Raw genomic sequence first — 15,771 nt, 5'->3', positions numbered from 1 at the left:
GATCGGGCGCAGAACGCGCCCGGCTTATGCCGTGAGGTCGGCGAGTTGTCGGCGCAAGGCAGAAGCCCTGGCCTGGGAGCAGCCGAGGTGCCGACGGATACCGGCGACAGTTGGTTTGACGGCCCCGGATTCGATGTCGTGCTGTAGCCTTGCGAGGTCGGAGTCTGGGCGCGTGACGGTCGGCTGTACGACTGGGGGAACAGTTGACTGGATGGTCGTCGGCGAGTGCGATTGGGCGAGCATCGTTACTGGAGCCGTTTCGGTAGTCACGTCGTGCGCTACCCTGTGACCATCAGTAACGGGCGACTCTATGGTCGGGGGAGTCAGTGCGAGCCACCATAGCAGACAGGCCACGCCTTCGAGTACGGCCGCGAAGCCTAGGCCTGCGAACAGATCCAGCCGCGCTTCCGGTATTCCGCAGAACATCGCGAGTCGTGCCGTGACAGGATCGTCACGCGCAGTCACGCGGCGCTCGGCGTTACCGTCTTCGATCGTTTGATACCGGCGGATATCGTAGGCTTCGGCGTCGAGCGCATCGAGTCGGGCTGCGAGTGACGTTCGACGCGCCTGCCATGTCGGGCAGTCACGGATACAACGTCGTGCGTCTGCACGCGCCAGTGCAGCCATGACCGATGCCCGGTCAGCCATCACGGCGGTCCGTTCCCGGTGAGGCGGGATACTGGCGACTGGAATAGCCGATACGCGAAGTTCCCCTGCGTGAAGCTGAGAGAGCAGAAAGAAGGTCGCATGCCCATACGACGCCGCCCCCATGCACCCGAGCCATAGCACGGCACCGACCACGCGCCCGGACAGCGGGGCCGACCGGCAAAGTGCGGGCAGCAGGTGCGCGCCAGCGACGAGCACGACGCCGATCGCGACCCACACCAGCCGTTCGGCAAGCCATCCACCGCGTTGCCAGCCAGCGAGCACGGACATGCTGATCGCCGTTCCCGTCGCCACGACCGCCAGAAGCAGAGCAGGGCGGACGAGAATCATGCCGCCTTCCCGCCGAGTAACGCGGCGCGCTGTTCGAGTTTGCCCCGCAGGCCGGAAGCAGGCGGATCGCCGGACTCGGCGTTACTGTCACCGTGACTGTCGCTGCGACCGGTATCGGGCGGGTAAAACTCTTCGGCGACGGCCGCGCTTTCCTCGATACTGTCCTCGAATGCGCCGTTACTGAAACCGGCACGTGCTGCGGCATCGAGTGCAGCCTGATCGAAACCCGCCGCACGGCGACGCGCATCCAGCTCGCGGGCTTCCGTGATCGCCGCTTCAAGCGTGCTGCCGGATCGCACGCCGAGATCCACGTAATAGATCGCGCTCCGATAGCTCTGCGTCGTGGACTTACCACGCAGCTTCAGTTCCAGCTGCAGGCAGGCCAGCAGGTTGCCCGATACCGCAGCGAAGTAGTGGAGGCGCGCGGCGAGGGTCCGTATCGAATTGAAAGACGTGGTACGGAAAATGAAACAGCCCATCTCGTCCTCGTCGCCGATCAGCACGTTCAGCCGGCCGTAGGGCTTGCAGGCACCGCCCTGCCCGAAGGTGCACCCATCCGGCGACGGGCACGGCAGTTCCTCAACGCCGGCCTTCCCCGCACGGCGGCAGGTCTCGCCATTGCCGACGCACACGGGGCGCCCGCTCTCGCGGTCGAAGCACGAGAATTCGGCACGCAGATTGAGATCGGGGTCAGCGAAGAGAAAACGGACGGGAATCGTGCGCAGCTTGCCGGTATTCGATTTTCTCAACTCGGCATCGACAGGATGTAAGTGCCATCCGTCCCGGCCCTGCACCTGTGTGGTAATGGTGAACTGGTCGTCCTTCTCGGGCAGCCGCTTGCCGTTCTTCTCGACAACGCGACCGATGGAAATCCGCCCGATGATCGGCGGGGTGATAGCCAGGCCTTTGAGCATGGAACTCTCCTGTATATGTAAACAGTGGAAATGAATTGAAGGAAGGGCGCAGCAGGAACGGCAGGAAGTCAGGTGTTCACGAGGAACCGGCGCGAACCGGCTTTCGTGATCGCGTACTGCGTGGTGAAGTGCGGGTGATCGGCGAGCAGGCGTTTGAGATCGACGCCCGTGCCGTCCTTGCTGCGTTTGTATGAAACCGAGCCCGTCTCGAACTCGGCCCGGTCGGCTTCGCCCATTGCCTGCGCGATGCTCTGCTTCAATTGCGCCTCGACATGCTGGCGAGCCTCGATGTCGGCTCGTACCGCGACCAGATCAGAAAACGCCGACGACAGGCGACGGTCATCGGTGAAATCAACCGTGCCGCCTGCGCCGGGATACAGGCTGCGCAGCGCGCGATCCGCTGAATCGGAACCGTCGGCTGGAGGCGGGGTGTCGGTCTCCACGAATCGCCAGAACGCTGCTTCCAGTTCGATCAGCCGCGCGATCAGCGCATCGTCACGCACCACGCGATGCACTTCGAGCTTCTGGCCGCAAATCAGCACGGCGACATCGGCCGCCTGCCTGCCGGTGACCGCGAGCTGGTGCTGTACCTGAAGCTGCACGTACTCGGGCACACCGTCACGCCAGAGCCGTGCCCCAAATTCGCCAGCGGTCTTGCATTCGAGCAATTGCACGTCGCGACACCCTACGACTTCCCTATCGACATTGGCGAGCATGAAGGGGATTGTTGGATGCTGGAGCACCGCATTGACACGCCTGACTTTGTTGCCGGTCTGCTTGGTGTAGGACGCCGCCACGATGGGTTCGAGCAAAGCTCCCCAGTAAATTGGTTCGCTCGTGTCCTGAGGATTGGGGCGGGGCAGGTTTGCATCGCGCCCGGTCTTGATGAGCCACAGTTCGAGCGGGCTCATGTACGGATTCAGGCCCACGGCAGCGGCAGCGTCTGAGCCGCCGATCCCGTTCTTTCTGACCTCCAGCCAGTCCTCGCGCGAGAGGGATTTCGTTTCCACGAGCCGCAGGGCCGGACGGTTTCTGCCACTTCCAGCCGGTTGAGCATGTGACATTGCTACCTCCGAAAATGAAGAAGCCCGGCGGGGATCATCCCGGCCGGGCTGCTATGACGTTGAGAACATGGTCAGGCGATCAGCTTCATTGCCTCGTCGAACGCGCGCTGCTTCAGCGTGGCACCCGCACCGAACCACGCGGCATCGCGCCGATGATCTTCGCTGCGGGCACGGCGCTGGTGATCGACGAACTCGGTGACGCTGTTCACAAGACCCCACGCCGTGCCGGATGCCGAAGCGAGCATTGCGCCCATCCCCTCGCCGGCGTACAGCGATTGCACCGCCTTGATCGCGCGATCGTTGGTGGTGGGCGTTGGCGTGCCGGGTCCGCCCGCCGGGTACGTGAGCACACGCTGAAAGAACTTTTCGGCGACGGAGTCACTGATCTTGCGTTCGGCCAGTGCCTTCATGCGGACCATGAAGCCGTCCCACGACGAGATGGCAATGCCGAGTTGCCGCTTTACAGTGGCGGCATCAAACTGGGATCGATGCGGGACCTTGATTGCTCCCGCGCTATCGCCGAGCGCGATGGCAAGCGTGTTGTTGCAGACCACGCGCACGCTGCAGAACTGCGCTGTGGTAGCCAGCGTACCGTCGCATGCAGTGGCGAGCAGCAGGTAGCCGTTGACGGTATCTTTGCCTTTGAGAGTGGCGGACTGACCCGTGCGAGCAAGTGCCCAGAGCTTCTTGCCGTCCTTAAGTACGCCCGCAGTCTCCAGTTCGAAGCCGCCGACTTCTGTGAGGTCGCGATAAAACTCCAAAATGTCCCGAGGTTGCACGACCTGATACCTCGACGACACGACGGACAATGGTTCTTTCGTGTCGGAGCGAAATAACACGCGCTGTTCGGGAAAGGCGTGGATCGATCCCAGATTGCTGGCACCGCCGGCGACGTATCGAACCTCGGCCGATTCGATTGTCCAGTCCATACCCGCCTGTTTTTGCCAGACTTCGATCGGCTGCCGGGGTGATAGTTGGTTGCCGAGGCCATGCCAGGGGATTTCGTTGACATAGGCCATTGATTGAACGAGATGCATGAATAGCTCCTTGTAAACGGCATAAAGCCCGGCGCGAGGCCGAGCAGATGCGAGAAAAATGAAGTGGATACTGCCGAAGAGAAAAACTACCGATCAGGTAGATGCTTTGTGGCGACTGAACGTGTGTCCGCAGGCGTGACAACGGAAATTGTCGAGCACCTTGTCGTCGATCACCTCTCCGAACACGGAGCCGGTTGCACAGCCGGCCGTGCCGCCGATGAGGCCGGCAATTACGGCACCTGCGATGGCTCCGCACACGGCACCGGCAGGTCCGGCGAGCACACCGACCGCCGCGCCGGTTTCCGCGCCGGACAGGGCGAGTGCGATGGCGCCGGTCGCGCCGGCCGCAGCCCCGACCGCACCTCCGATGCGCCGTGCGGTGTGGCGCGGTTCGGTTTGCGCCGACTGACACTGCGGACAGGGAGTGCGCCCGCTCTCCGCCTGAGAGTTGATATCGGACCGAAAGCTCGGTGGTTCGATGGCGGGCTCCTGGTGGGGGTGTTCCGGTAGCCAGGCGTGTTCGTCATCATCGAAGGGTAGGAAGGACGGGCGACTATGCATGCGCGCTGGCCCCCTTGCGGACCCTGTCGATTTGCTTGTACATGCAGATCGAGCACAGTGCGCCGCCGGCGAAGGCGAGCGCGAACGCGGTGAGATAATCGAGTGGAGAGGGATACAGCATCGCGAGCTCCAGGAAAAGGAACGCCAATGCAGAGTTGCACCGGCGAGCCACGGCGATGGCCAGGCTCGCTGCGGTGATATAGGTTTATTCTCCTTTTGAATCGGGATGAGTAGCTGCGATCTATGCGGTCGCTGGTTCTCCGCCGCAGTCGGGTTAGCATTCGCGCTTGCGTTCATCGCTGAAATCCGTAGCACTGCTGGCCTCCCGAACATACGTCGAATGTTTGCCGTTATGCTATCGCTGCGGAATCAACCATGCGGCGCGCCAAGCGTGCAGCCCCTAACGACATGGCAAAATACGACGCCCTCGAAGCGCATCTGCGCAACCAGCCGGGCGATACCACGCGGCTTACGTTTGAAGAGATCAGCAGGATGCTTCCGACGCGCCTGCCGCCCTCGGCTTACGACCACCCGCCGTTCTGGAGCAACACGGACTCGCATGTCTGGGCCGCCGCTTGGCAGCGTGCGGGATGGCGGACAGTAGGCTACAACCTCAAGCAGCAGTACGTGGATTTCCGCCGCTTCACATCTGAGCCGTCCGGCGGACATCACGCCGGCGCCGCTCCGGTGGGTGAAGCAGCGACGTCAGTCACCAGCCTCGACGCGCCGGCTGCTGGTACCGCCAATGGCGGACAGGATGGCGAGGACCGACAACTGGTCGCCATCAAGACGCGCCGTGGCCAGGACGAATTCCGTGACCGGCTCCTGAGCAAGTACCGAACGACTTGTGCCGTCAGCGGCTCAACGGTCGAGCCGTTGCTCGAGGCGGCGCACATCGTCCCCCATGCGGTCGAGACCAACTACGCCACCTCCAACGGGCTTTTGCTGCGCGCCGACATCCACACGTTGTTCGATCTACACCTGATCTCGGTCGATGCCGAGTGGCGTGTAGTCGTATCGCGGTCACTGGAATGGACGGAGTACGCCCAGTATCGCGGTCGCCGCCTCGCTGCGCTTCCCCTCGAGTTGGACGACCACCCGTCCCTCGACCAGCTGAAACGCCATCGCGATCTGTTCATCGCGCGCGAAGGGGCGCTGGATGACTGAGGTCCATCACATCTGAGGCATTCGCAATGAGTTCCGCATACGTGCAGACCAAAGCTCTCTTCCTACTTGACCGTAACGTCATCTCGCTCATCAAGCACGCCATTGCGGGCAGGGCGCAGCCGGATCCGAAAAAGCAAGCCTACCTTGAGTGGCTGCGAACGCTCGATGTGCCGGAGCACAGTCTTAGCCCACTGCTGTCCATTATGGAGGGCGAGAAGAAGGGGGAAGACAGCACAGAGGAAAAGGCCGCGTGCTTGGAGACGGAAACCGGTGCGATCGGCCAGTTCTTCAGGCAGGCGAGCACGGACGCAGCGTATCTGCGCGGCCGCAAGGACTCTGTGGCCGGGCTTTTTACGGGCATGAAGGAGAGCCAGTGGGACGAACGCGCCAATTTCCTCGTCAAGGCAGCTCCGCTCATTGCCCAGAAGGTGGCTAGGCGCGAGCGGCCGAGGGTCGAAAACGAACTCGTTCGGCTCGCCCTGTTGACCGGGCTAGCCGCCAATGACCCAATCGTGGTGCTCTTCCTCGCCTGCCTGTATGGGAGCGACGCCGCGCGCAAGGTCATCAAGCCTACCGAACCGAACACCCATAACGTGCTCGCCGATGTCCACTCCATCTCGCGTGTCGCGATGGTCAAGGCGGTCGCCCGGCAATTTCCCATTCGTCTCAGGGTCCGGTTTCTGACTCTGGACGAAGGACTGTTTGACGTTCTACAGCACATGCGCATTGTTCAGCCACGCTTTACTTCCACAGGCGGCCTGGCGATGTATATCCGGTTCAGCCCGGCGCATTTTCCCGAGCTTGCCGCTGCGGACTCGATTGCACTGCTCCAGCGGCTTGAAGATGCAGTAGTGAGGCGAGGGTAAGGTCCACACGATAAGCGATGCCCGCCGAGCCAAAGAAGCGGTGCCGCCGAACGTCCCCTCAAAACAACTCCCGGTCATGCCGGGCGTCTGTCTTTGTACGAGCGATCGGATTTTTTCGCTATCTGTGGCAGTAGTTTTTCTCACTTACCTGGCAGTTTTCACTTTCTGTGGCACCCAACACGACGAGAGCGATGCGAACAGGGCGCACATGCCTGCTCAAAATACTGTATATATATACAGATCATTCGTGCTCGTTGCGAGGCGGTTGGGAACAAAGTGCCGTTCGTAGCTTGTACGACGCCTCTTTTCACGGCAAAATGGCATAGCCGCGGATCGCTGCGGAAAGCCGCGGAAGGAGGAGTAATGGGGAAAGATGGGCGGGACGCAGTGCGTGTGACAACGACATTCAATCGGCAGCAGTACGCTGAGTTAGAGAGAATCGCGAAGGAAAATGGCGTGGCTATCGCTTGGCTTGTGCGACGCGCAGCGGAAAGGCTCATTGAACAAGCAAACGGCGGCCAACTTCCGCTCAATCTACATACCGGGGAAGGTCATGATGCGTAGCGTCGAGCTGTTCAGCGGCTGCGGTGGCTTGGCTCTTGGCCTCTCCCGCGCCGGCTTCCATCACGAATACATGGTCGAATGGGATACCGATGCGGTTGCAACGGTAATTCACAATCGCAAGCGCGGTATCAAGCACGTGCGCGAATGGCCGATTGAAAAGCCCGGCGATGTGCGGGACGTGAACTGGCAGCGCTTTGTGGGTCTTGACCTCGTCGCTGGTGGCCCCCCGTGCCAGCCATTTTCCATCGGCGGAAAGCATCGTGGACAGGACGATGCGCGGGACATGTGGCCGGAAGCAATCCGTGCCGTACGCGAAGCGCGCCCAAGTGCTTTTCTTTTTGAGAACGTTCGCGGACTTGTTCGGCCTACATTTGCGCATTACCTGCGTTGGATCATCGCGCATTTGCACCATCCGGAGATGGTGCGGGGCGCGGAAGAGGATCACCTTGCCCACACGCGGCGGCTAGAGGCGTCGAACATGCCACCGGCATATAGCGTACTTGTGGCGCAGGTCAACGCAGCTGACTATGGTGCTGCTCAAAAGCGACATCGGGTGATCGTAGCGGGTATTCGCTCGGACCTTGGCGTTACACTGGCTCACCCAGTGCCGACCCATTCGCGTGAACGACTTCTCTGGGATCAGTGGGTAAGTGGTGACTATTGGTGTCGGCATGAGTTGAAACGGCCGGCCGATACCGAGATCCCGACCATCGACCGCACTTTGGTGAAACGCCTTAGGTCACTCGAAGAGCCCCCTGCGGGAAAGCCGTGGGTCACGGTGCGGGATGCGCTGGCAGGGCTTGGCGAGCCGAATGGTGAGCGGAATCACGTATTCCAGGATGGCGCGCGCGTTTATCCTGGTCATACCGGCAGCCCGTTGGACCAACCGGCTAAGGCACTCAAGGCCGGTGACCACGGGGTTCCGGGTGGCGAAAACATGATGGTGCGGGACGACCAGTCGGTACGGTATTTCACGACTCGTGAAGCCGCGCGTCTTCAGGGTTTGCCAGACACCTATCTATTTCCGCGCTCCTGGAGCGAAAGCATGCGGCAACTTGGTAATGCGGTTCCAGCGCCCCTTGCAGCAGCGATGGGCGAGTGGATCGCGAGGACGATTGCCGTTGGTAACGAAGAGCAAGCGGCGGCCTGATGGTCAAAAAAGCAAATCGCCCTGAACAGGCGGTAATTGACGAGTTGCGGGAGCGTCTTGCGGTCCTAAAAGGGTTGTTGCCGACGCTTACACGTCCTGCGGCCAATAAGGCCATGGCCGAGCTGCTTGCTATCATGGGCGAGATCGAGAATGCCCGCTCAGATCTTGATCCCATAAAAGATCCCGGAGCATCGTTTGACCCGACCAATCCAGAGACGGCCGGACGCCTGGTCGCGTTAGCGTTGATAGCCCAGGACAGGGTGCCGCTTGCACGCATCGCTCGAACGTACGGATCTGGGGTCTACGCGATCTACTACAAAGGTGAGCATCCCGCGTATGCCGCCGTCGCACACTCGGAGACGCCGATATATGTTGGCAAGGCAGATCCTAAAGCTGCCGACGCCCGAACATCGCGCGAGCAAGGGCCCCAGCTATACGGTCGTCTTGCGGATCATCGACGTATGATCAAGACTGTGGGTGAATATGCCACCAAGAACGGATTGGCACATCCGTTGAAAGTCGAAGACTTCCTGTGCCGACGTTTGGTTTGCGCGACCAATGCTCAGTTGGTCGCGGAACGCCACCTGATCGGCACGTTTAAACCGATCTGGAACAACGAAGTTGGGATATGCTGGGGCATAAGCAAGCACGGCGACGCTGCGAAAACACGCGCCAACAAACGCTCCCCTTGGGACGTCATGCATCCGGGGCGTGCTTGGGCAATGGCGGAGTCCTTGGAAGACAAGATGTCTCCCGACGTCATAACACAGCGCATTACCGAACATTTCACTGTCAATCAACCTTACCGCAGTCGTGTACGCATCGTCCGGCAATTTCTGGCCTCGTTCGCTCAGAACGCGGCTATGACGGCGGAAGAAGTTATCGACGATGAGGATACTTTGGCCATAGGCGTTGCCAGCGAGCCTCCATCGGAATAAGGCAATGGGTGCCGTTGATCCTGCCCGTAGCGCCCAGATGGCCTTGGTGCGCTCCCGGGACACTAAGCCCGAAATGCGGGTGCGCAAAGCGATGCATGCGGCTGGTTTGCGGTACCGCCTCCATGACCGGCGTTTGCCGGGGGCGCCCGATTTGGTCTTTCGTAGTCGCCGTATCGTTGTGTTCGTGCACGGCTGCTTTTGGCATTGCCACCCGGACTGTCCCGCGAGCCGGCTGCCGAAGTCCCGATTGGACTTCTGGGGGCCGAAACTGGCGGGTAATGTAGCGCGTGATGCCCGCAAGACAGCCGAATTGGAGGCATTAGGCTGGAACGTTCTTGTAATCTGGGAATGTGAAACTCGAAAGGCCGAAATGCTAGCTGGGCTAGTGGGCAGAATTAGGCTAGCGCCGCAGTACGATCGACTTGGGAACTGTAACTAGCTTATGCTTGGGTTGCGCATCACCTTACCTAGGCATTGGTAATGCGCCGAAGCTTGCCCTCTAGCGCTTCGATGGCTCGTCCGCAGGAGGCACCCTTGCCTCTATGACTCGTCTTCGTCCACTTCAGTCAGCAGTTCTGATGCGGGGAGTTGGCCGCTAAAGAAGTCTTGAATCCGGAGCCTGATCGCGCTTTCGGTTAGTGGGTTATCCGGCAATTCGCTTCTCCTTCCGGGATGAAGCGTGTCCCATAGCGATTTCACCTGACCCTCTCTACCCTGTCCGGGCTTGTTGTTGCCAAAGCCATCAATGACTTTGTTCCACAGGGGTTGGAATCTCTCGATTGCCACTCGTTCGCCAAGCGAAATCCAGACATCATCCACCGTTAGCGCCCGATAATGGAAGTCTTCCGATTCGAGGTTACTTGCCGTCATTATTGAACGCCTATGCAGGCTAAGGCGTCGGTGCAGCGCATTTCCCGTCGCCGTTTCAAGTTCAAGACTACCCTTGCGAGAACCTTTCGGAACGGCTTTGCCAACATAAATAGCCCTCTCGAAGCGGCCTTCGATATTGCTGTCTCTCATGGGGGCGTAGGGCGGGAAGTCACCGATATAGTAAAGGGCGTAGATGCCCGCACCCGCCAAGCGCTTGGTATCGCTTAGCGGGTAAGCTGGAGTGCGTAACAGCGCTCCGGCGATGCTTTCCCCGAGGTTGGATTTGGCGAGCGGATTGTACGGTTCTTGTGTGCTCAAGGACGCTTCCAGGCGAGTATTGATTTCCGTGCATTGTCCCAGAACTTTGATTTGAGGTGGTCACGTCCACTGCGGGGCTGAAGTCGCTTTGGTTCGAATCCGCCCTGCGATGAGCGGCGACGTGCCGATTGCGGCTGACCAATGCTGGGTACACTGCGGCTCGATGCTTTCTGCCCGCGTCTTTATTTGAGCGCTGACGGTATCGCGCCGTAAAAGATTGCGCATCATCCCCATCTCGGCCCCAGACTTTCCATTAAGGAATAAGATCGCGACGAGTCGGATGGCAGTGTTGCTCCCATTCCTTTACATGCCGATCACACACGATGCCTTTTCGCAAACACGCTGAACGCGCAGCCGTAGTTATCGCGCTTATCTTCGGCGGTGGCCTAGCGCTGGCAGCCGCAGCACCTGAGAGCCTTAAGGAGGGGGGGAATCCACCGGGCGAGCGATTACAAAAGACCGACACATTAGAACACCAGGAAGCCGCCGATCGTGCGGCCCTCGGCGCGCAATCGGAGACGATTAGAGCGATGTCAAACCGGCAGGCCGCATTGGCAAAGCAGGTAAGACGCGCGCAAGAGGCGGACCGGGTGCAGGAGCAGCGGATCGAAACGATGGAAGCCAGTAACCGTTCCGCGGCCTACCAAAATACGCTTGCCACCGTGTTCAACACCCTGGGGATGGTGCTCGGGGTCATCGGCGGTACATTGCTAGCGGGGGCGCAACTGACCGCCAGGCAGGAGCGTATTTCGACGCTTAGGCAGTTGCCGCCGATCCATGACATGGCGACCCGTAACATACAGTACGAGCCAGTTCTCAACTTCTTTGCGATCTTAGGCAGTATCACGCTCTCAATAGGATTCGTTCTGCAGCTTGTCGGAACGCTGATCGCCTCGCCGCTATCGATCGTGGCCATGGTCGTTATTGGCTCGATAGCGATAGCGAGTTCAACCTGGATCTTGTGGTTTTTTCTGGGGCAGACGCACGGCCAGACGCGGACAGAGAAGCTCTCGACGATCCAACAAAACATACGAAAAAACATACTGCAACCTATTGCCCAGCCCCTCGCAGGACGACGGGGCGCAACGTGCGAGGTGTGCTGCCGAAAGCTGTCCGCAAACGACGCGGAGGTGTGGTGGCTGGCCGAGGAGAACTTGCCGGAGTTTCCGTACCTTCATGCACCCTATGCGCTTCACTATGGGCATCGCGCCTGCCTGCCTCAGTGCGAAGACTACGCGTTGTACTATGCGCAACCGCATCGTTACACGAACCATACGTTTCACCGGGAAAGCCCCGAGACATTCATCCGGGACGCGGCGCCTAATCTGCGATCCTGGTACACGCAGCAACGAGAATATTGGGCTCAAAAGACCAACAACTCGAACATCGATACGCCCTATGAAGCGCACCTTGCGCGTGTCGTGGAAGCCGTTTCATCCTTGACGTCGTATCCAAACGCAAATGCTTGACCAACAGGTGCTGCGCCAGCTGAGAACACCTGCTCTAGTGGCAAATGGAAAATGGTTGAATGCAGTGCGCGAAAGGGTATGAACTTCCCGATTGCCGATCGTATCTTTTGGTTTCACCTGCTCGCATCGTTTTGAAAGGGGGACGGTATGCCGTGGGACTTGCATGGATACAAGGTGGGGGCGAATGAACAGTGGTTCAGTGAGATACCGACCGAGGAGGGCGCGTTGGACGAGTTCGCGGCGGCCGCCCGCAGGCACATTGAACCTTGGCTATCTGCCGTTTTTCAGTCCGAGCATCTTAACCTCTTGATCGGCAGTGGCTTCACAGCGGCCGTCAGCTATCAAACGAAGGCTGCGGCAACTGGCATGGGTACGGTTGCTTTCGGTTCGAAGTATGACGACAGGATCGACGCGTACGCCAAAAATTCTGCGGCGTCCATGGGGCGGGGCGATGCAAATATTGAGGATCAGTTTCGCAGCGCGCTGATGGTACTCGACGGTTTGAAGGTCATCGGTGATGTCGACGATCAACGAGCTTTGCAGGATTGCATGGACGCTGCTTTGCTGAACTTCCTTGGCTCCTTACTGGACACCGAACGTGCCATTGCGCAGGCAAGCGACGACAACTGGAAGGCTGGCGTGTCAGTAGTTCAATCGTTCCTCTTGAGCTTCGCCAGTCGATCGGCATCGCGAGAACGGCTCCACGTATTCACGACGAACTACGACCGACTGATCGAGTATGGGTGCGATTTAGCCGGGATACGCATTATCGACAGGTTTGTTGGGGCACTCAATCCCGTTTTCCGTTCAACTCGCGTTGATGTTGACATGCACTACAACCCGCCCGGCATCCGTGGCGAGCCGCGTTTCATGGAGGGAGTGATCCGGCTAACGAAGCTTCACGGCTCCCTTGACTGGCACATCGATCCTCGAACAAAGCAAATGCACCGCGTCGGCATTCCGTTCGGCGCCGGCAGAGATCATTCGGACGTACCTCGGCAGCCGATCGATACAGTGATGATCTATCCGAATCCGGCTAAAGATGTAGAAACGACGGCCTATCCCTATGCCGAACTCTTTCGGGACTTTGCGGCGGCATTATGCCGGGCTAATTCGGTGCTGGTCATCTACGGTTATGGCTTTGGCGACGATCACGTGAACCGTGTTCTGCTCGACATGCTCTCCATTCCATCCACGCACATAGTGATCATCGCTTTCGGGATGAAACCCGAGTCATTTGACCGGGTCCAGTCCTTTTATAACAACGCGGCCCGACCCGCGCAAATATCACTCCTCGTTGGGGCGCATTTCGCGCATCTGCAAAACCTTGTCACGCATTATCTGCCCAAGCCGGCGATCGACTTCATCACGAGCCGGATGACCGAGTTGCTCAAGAATCGCCCTTTCGCGTCGTCGAATGCGAGCAATGGTAGTAGCGATGGCGGGGGAACCGGCTCTGCTCCGCCGCCTCTGCCGGGCACGCCGCCGCCAGTGACCGAAACCGGCGTTGCATCTGCATCATCGTCGAGCGGCGATGATTTTGAGGTGCCTTTATGACCAGCCCCATCGAACAGCTCGCGGGATTGGTAGTCGGCACGGTTGAGTCGGTGTCGCCAAACGAAATTCGACTGGTGCTTGAGATGGAAGCGCCGCAAGCAACGGCCTTGAACACGGGTACTCCGGCGTCGTTTCCACGGATAAATGGTTACGTTCTGGTACCCAACGAAGCAGGCGCCACGGTTTGTTATATAAGCTGGGTCGGCGTCGAGCGGTCCGGCTATCCCAAAGGACCAGGTTCTAGGGACCTCGGGCTCATCGATCTTCCTTTTCCGCTGCGGCGGATGGCTGTTGCGCCCGTTGGCACTTTGACGACCGTCCGCGATCGGCACACGAACAAGGTCAAGTACGAGTTGTCGCGCGGGGTTGTCGCCTTCCCGTCAGTCGGGGATCAGGTATTGATGCCCACACCGGTTCAGGTGGAAGCCATAGTCGGAGCTAAGGACTCGGACAAACGTGTCAGGATCGGGTCCTCGCCCATGACCGCCAGCGCGGCCATTATGGTTGACCCCGACAAAATATTCGGGCGGCATTTGGCGGTGCTGGGCAATACCGGAAGTGGTAAATCGTGCTCAGTCGCAGGGTTGATCCGATGGTCGCTGGATGCCGCTCGGCAGGAGCGCGTGAAACGAGGCTTGGCGACTGATCAACCTAACAGCCGGTTTGTCGTGCTGGACCCGAATGGCGAGTACGCGAAAGGCTTTCGTGACTTTGGCGACAAGCACCGATTGTTCCGCGTTCCGCCCGTCGAGGCGCCGGTGCGACCGCTCGATGTTCCTGCATGGATGTGGAACGGGCATGAATGGGCATCCGTCGCCCATGCTCAGCCTGGTGCGCAACGGCCCATGCTGTTCCAAGGCATTCGGGAGCTTAAAAGTGGACAGACGGAAGGTGTGCCGCGGGAAGCCATTGTTCGTCGATACCTTGTTTCATACGCAGTTCGTGTGGGTGCGTTGTTGAACCAGGGCACGCAGGCCTTCGCCGGCGCCGCGCGAGTCCGGTTTGAATGCGCGAGACTTCTAGAGACGATTGCTGCCGACGTCGAGGAGTTCGCCGGATCGGTAACCGATGCGGATGTAAAGGCCTCTCTGAGCGAAACGGCAACTTTAACCAAACGAGTTGTTGACGGTCGGCGCTCAGGGCAGTATTTCAACGATTTTTCCGTAGTCGACCTCGAATCGGTTCGGAGCTCACTTACTAGTGTCGCCGAGACCCTGCCGGACCTCGCCAGTACTGCGCCCATTAGCGAAGATGCGCCGAGGCCGTTCGACGTAACGCTTTTGGCGGATCACTTGGAGCGCGTGGCGATCGAACAAGGTGGCAATGTGGCGGCTTTCGTGTCCACGCTTGGCCTCCGGATCAAAAGCATGCTCGCGGACCAGAGACTGGGATCGGTCATTGCCCGTGATCCTCCGACGACCTTTACCGACTGGTTGGAAGATTATGTTGGCAACGATGGTGCTGCCAACGGGCCGCTGGCCATCGTCGACCTATCCTTGGTTCCGTCGGATGTGGTCCATGTTGTCGTCGCCGTCCTATCACGGCTCATTTTTGAATCCATGCAGCGTTATCGGCGCCAGCACCCAGAGGGCAAAGCGCTTCCGACCGTACTTGTTCTGGAGGAAGCGCACACCTTCGTACGGCGCGGCAGAGAGGACGAAGCGTCCGTAGCGTCGCCCGCGCAAATGTGCCGCGAAGTATTTGAGCGCATCGCTCGCGAGGGCCGCAAGTTCGGGCTTGGTTTGGTTCTATCGTCTCAGCGTCCATCGGAGCTTTCGCCGACGGTCCTTGCGCAGTGCAACACGTTCCTACTGCATCGCATAGTGAACGATAGCGATCAGGACCTCGTTGGGCGTCTTGTCCCAGACAACGTCGGAGGCTTGCTTCGAGAATTGCCCAGTCTACCGTCGCGCCAGGCGATTCTGTTGGGCTGGGCAACACCTATTCCCGTGTTGGTTGAAATGGACGAGCTTCCGACCGAGCATCGCCCGCAGTCCGATGATCCTGATTTTTGGGATGTGTGGACTGGCGCATCTGAAAGAAGGGTTGACTGGGCTACCATTGCGCGCGAATGGTCAGGCTTAGCGACTGGCGACGAGGAGCCGTCGGGGAGTAATTCCGAAGCCGACGGAGATGATGGTGAGAACAGTGGATTGGTTTAATGTTGTTGGCCGCCCTATGCGTGGCTTCTGCGTGACTGAGCTCAAAGCTAGGGCGGGGCTGCATTCGGGGACGGAGCTGGCCGAAAGTTCCCCAAGGGGCGCGTGAGTGCCGCAGGAATCGGCGGCCATGAGCTGCGT

Annotated in this window: 15 protein-coding genes; 8 read left to right on the top strand and 7 right to left on the bottom strand. The window is 59.7% G+C overall.

Features of this window, described 5'->3' with window-relative positions:
- Positions 1-24: 24 nt before the first annotated feature.
- The 6 genes from M3A49_RS18560 to M3A49_RS18535 form a co-directional block, all read right to left on the bottom strand.
- Positions 25-996 (bottom strand): hypothetical protein, encoded by a 972-nt coding sequence (locus M3A49_RS18560; protein ID WP_266230088.1) that lies wholly within the window; start codon positions 994-996, stop codon positions 25-27.
- Positions 993-1,910 (bottom strand): phage capsid protein, encoded by a 918-nt coding sequence (locus M3A49_RS18555; RefSeq protein WP_266230087.1) that lies wholly within the window; start codon positions 1,908-1,910, stop codon positions 993-995. The genes M3A49_RS18560 and M3A49_RS18555 overlap by 4 nt, the downstream gene beginning before the upstream one ends.
- A gap of 68 nt (positions 1,911-1,978) precedes the next feature.
- The gene (locus tag M3A49_RS18550; protein WP_266230086.1) at positions 1,979-2,974 is read right to left on the bottom strand and encodes a YqaJ viral recombinase family protein; all 996 of its coding nucleotides are present in this window, start codon (positions 2,972-2,974) and stop codon (positions 1,979-1,981) included.
- 71 nt (positions 2,975-3,045) lie between these two features.
- Complete coding sequence (locus M3A49_RS18545) at positions 3,046-4,011, bottom strand: DUF932 domain-containing protein (protein WP_266230085.1); 966 nt, start codon at positions 4,009-4,011, stop codon at positions 3,046-3,048.
- Between the two features lie 93 nt (positions 4,012-4,104).
- On the bottom strand, positions 4,105-4,572 hold the full coding sequence (locus tag M3A49_RS18540) for a hypothetical protein (RefSeq protein ID WP_266230084.1): 468 nt from the start codon (positions 4,570-4,572) through the stop codon (positions 4,105-4,107).
- Entirely contained in the window at positions 4,565-4,693 is a 129-nt protein-coding gene (locus tag M3A49_RS18535; protein WP_266230083.1) for a hypothetical protein, read from the bottom strand. Before M3A49_RS18535 ends, M3A49_RS18540 begins: the two co-directional genes overlap by 8 nt.
- Positions 4,694-4,980: 287 nt before the next feature.
- On the opposite strand from M3A49_RS18535, the gene M3A49_RS18530 reads away from it, so the two are divergent.
- From M3A49_RS18530 to M3A49_RS18510, 5 genes are all read left to right on the top strand, one after another.
- Positions 4,981-5,739, top strand: coding sequence for an HNH endonuclease (locus M3A49_RS18530; protein WP_266230082.1), 759 nt, complete (start codon positions 4,981-4,983; stop codon positions 5,737-5,739).
- A 26-nt stretch (positions 5,740-5,765) separates the two neighbouring features.
- On the top strand, positions 5,766-6,605 hold the full coding sequence (locus M3A49_RS18525) for a hypothetical protein (RefSeq protein WP_266230081.1): 840 nt from the start codon (positions 5,766-5,768) through the stop codon (positions 6,603-6,605).
- Between the two features lie 499 nt (positions 6,606-7,104).
- Positions 7,105-8,319 (top strand): DNA cytosine methyltransferase, encoded by a 1,215-nt coding sequence (locus M3A49_RS18520; RefSeq protein WP_266230080.1) that lies wholly within the window; start codon positions 7,105-7,107, stop codon positions 8,317-8,319.
- On the top strand, positions 8,319-9,257 hold the full coding sequence (locus tag M3A49_RS18515) for an Eco29kI family restriction endonuclease (protein ID WP_266230079.1): 939 nt from the start codon (positions 8,319-8,321) through the stop codon (positions 9,255-9,257). The genes M3A49_RS18520 and M3A49_RS18515 overlap by 1 nt, the downstream gene beginning before the upstream one ends.
- A 4-nt stretch (positions 9,258-9,261) precedes the next feature.
- Positions 9,262-9,696 carry a very short patch repair endonuclease gene (locus tag M3A49_RS18510; protein WP_266230077.1) on the top strand — a complete coding sequence of 145 codons (435 nt, stop codon included), beginning with the start codon at positions 9,262-9,264 and terminating at the stop codon, positions 9,694-9,696.
- Positions 9,697-9,797: 101 nt separating this feature from the next.
- On the opposite strand, the gene M3A49_RS18505 is transcribed toward M3A49_RS18510, so the two are convergent.
- Positions 9,798-10,445: an Eco29kI family restriction endonuclease gene (locus M3A49_RS18505; RefSeq protein ID WP_266230076.1), complete on the bottom strand. Its 648-nt coding sequence runs from the start codon at positions 10,443-10,445 to the stop codon at positions 9,798-9,800.
- A 323-nt stretch (positions 10,446-10,768) separates the two neighbouring features.
- Between M3A49_RS18505 and M3A49_RS18500 the strand changes: the two genes are divergently transcribed.
- The 3 genes from M3A49_RS18500 to M3A49_RS18490 all read left to right on the top strand — a co-directional run bounded on the left by M3A49_RS18500 (position 10,769) and on the right by M3A49_RS18490 (position 15,633).
- On the top strand, positions 10,769-11,914 hold the full coding sequence (locus tag M3A49_RS18500) for a hypothetical protein (RefSeq protein WP_266230074.1): 1,146 nt from the start codon (positions 10,769-10,771) through the stop codon (positions 11,912-11,914).
- A gap of 147 nt (positions 11,915-12,061) precedes the next feature.
- On the top strand, positions 12,062-13,471 hold the full coding sequence (locus M3A49_RS18495; RefSeq protein ID WP_266230072.1) for an SIR2 family protein: 1,410 nt from the start codon (positions 12,062-12,064) through the stop codon (positions 13,469-13,471).
- Positions 13,468-15,633 (top strand): ATP-binding protein, encoded by a 2,166-nt coding sequence (locus M3A49_RS18490; protein WP_266230071.1) that lies wholly within the window; start codon positions 13,468-13,470, stop codon positions 15,631-15,633. Before M3A49_RS18495 ends, M3A49_RS18490 begins: the two co-directional genes overlap by 4 nt.
- Positions 15,634-15,771: the final 138 nt, after the last annotated feature.

The sequence above is a fragment of the Paraburkholderia sp. CNPSo 3076 genome, assembly GCF_026343935.1.
GTDB classification, from domain to species: domain Bacteria; phylum Pseudomonadota; class Gammaproteobacteria; order Burkholderiales; family Burkholderiaceae; genus Paraburkholderia; species Paraburkholderia nodosa.
Note: the sequence above shows the minus strand (reverse complement) of the source record. Positions and strands in the feature narration are given on the sequence as shown.

Coding starts and splice junctions, on each gene's coding strand:
- M3A49_RS18560 (WP_266230088.1), bottom strand. CDS start 996: ATGATTCTCGTCCGCCCTGCTCTGCTTCTGGCGGTCGTGGCGACGGGA.
- M3A49_RS18555 (WP_266230087.1), bottom strand. CDS start 1,910: ATGCTCAAAGGCCTGGCTATCACCCCGCCGATCATCGGGCGGATTTCC.
- M3A49_RS18550 (WP_266230086.1), bottom strand. CDS start 2,974: ATGTCACATGCTCAACCGGCTGGAAGTGGCAGAAACCGTCCGGCCCTG.
- M3A49_RS18545 (WP_266230085.1), bottom strand. CDS start 4,011: ATGCATCTCGTTCAATCAATGGCCTATGTCAACGAAATCCCCTGGCAT.
- M3A49_RS18540 (WP_266230084.1), bottom strand. CDS start 4,572: ATGCATAGTCGCCCGTCCTTCCTACCCTTCGATGATGACGAACACGCC.
- M3A49_RS18535 (WP_266230083.1), bottom strand. CDS start 4,693: ATGCTGTATCCCTCTCCACTCGATTATCTCACCGCGTTCGCGCTCGCC.
- M3A49_RS18530 (WP_266230082.1), top strand. CDS start 4,981: ATGGCAAAATACGACGCCCTCGAAGCGCATCTGCGCAACCAGCCGGGC.
- M3A49_RS18525 (WP_266230081.1), top strand. CDS start 5,766: ATGAGTTCCGCATACGTGCAGACCAAAGCTCTCTTCCTACTTGACCGT.
- M3A49_RS18515 (WP_266230079.1), top strand. CDS start 8,319: ATGGTCAAAAAAGCAAATCGCCCTGAACAGGCGGTAATTGACGAGTTG.
- M3A49_RS18510 (WP_266230077.1), top strand. CDS start 9,262: ATGGGTGCCGTTGATCCTGCCCGTAGCGCCCAGATGGCCTTGGTGCGC.
- M3A49_RS18500 (WP_266230074.1), top strand. CDS start 10,769: ATGCCTTTTCGCAAACACGCTGAACGCGCAGCCGTAGTTATCGCGCTT.
- M3A49_RS18495 (WP_266230072.1), top strand. CDS start 12,062: ATGCCGTGGGACTTGCATGGATACAAGGTGGGGGCGAATGAACAGTGG.
- M3A49_RS18490 (WP_266230071.1), top strand. CDS start 13,468: ATGACCAGCCCCATCGAACAGCTCGCGGGATTGGTAGTCGGCACGGTT.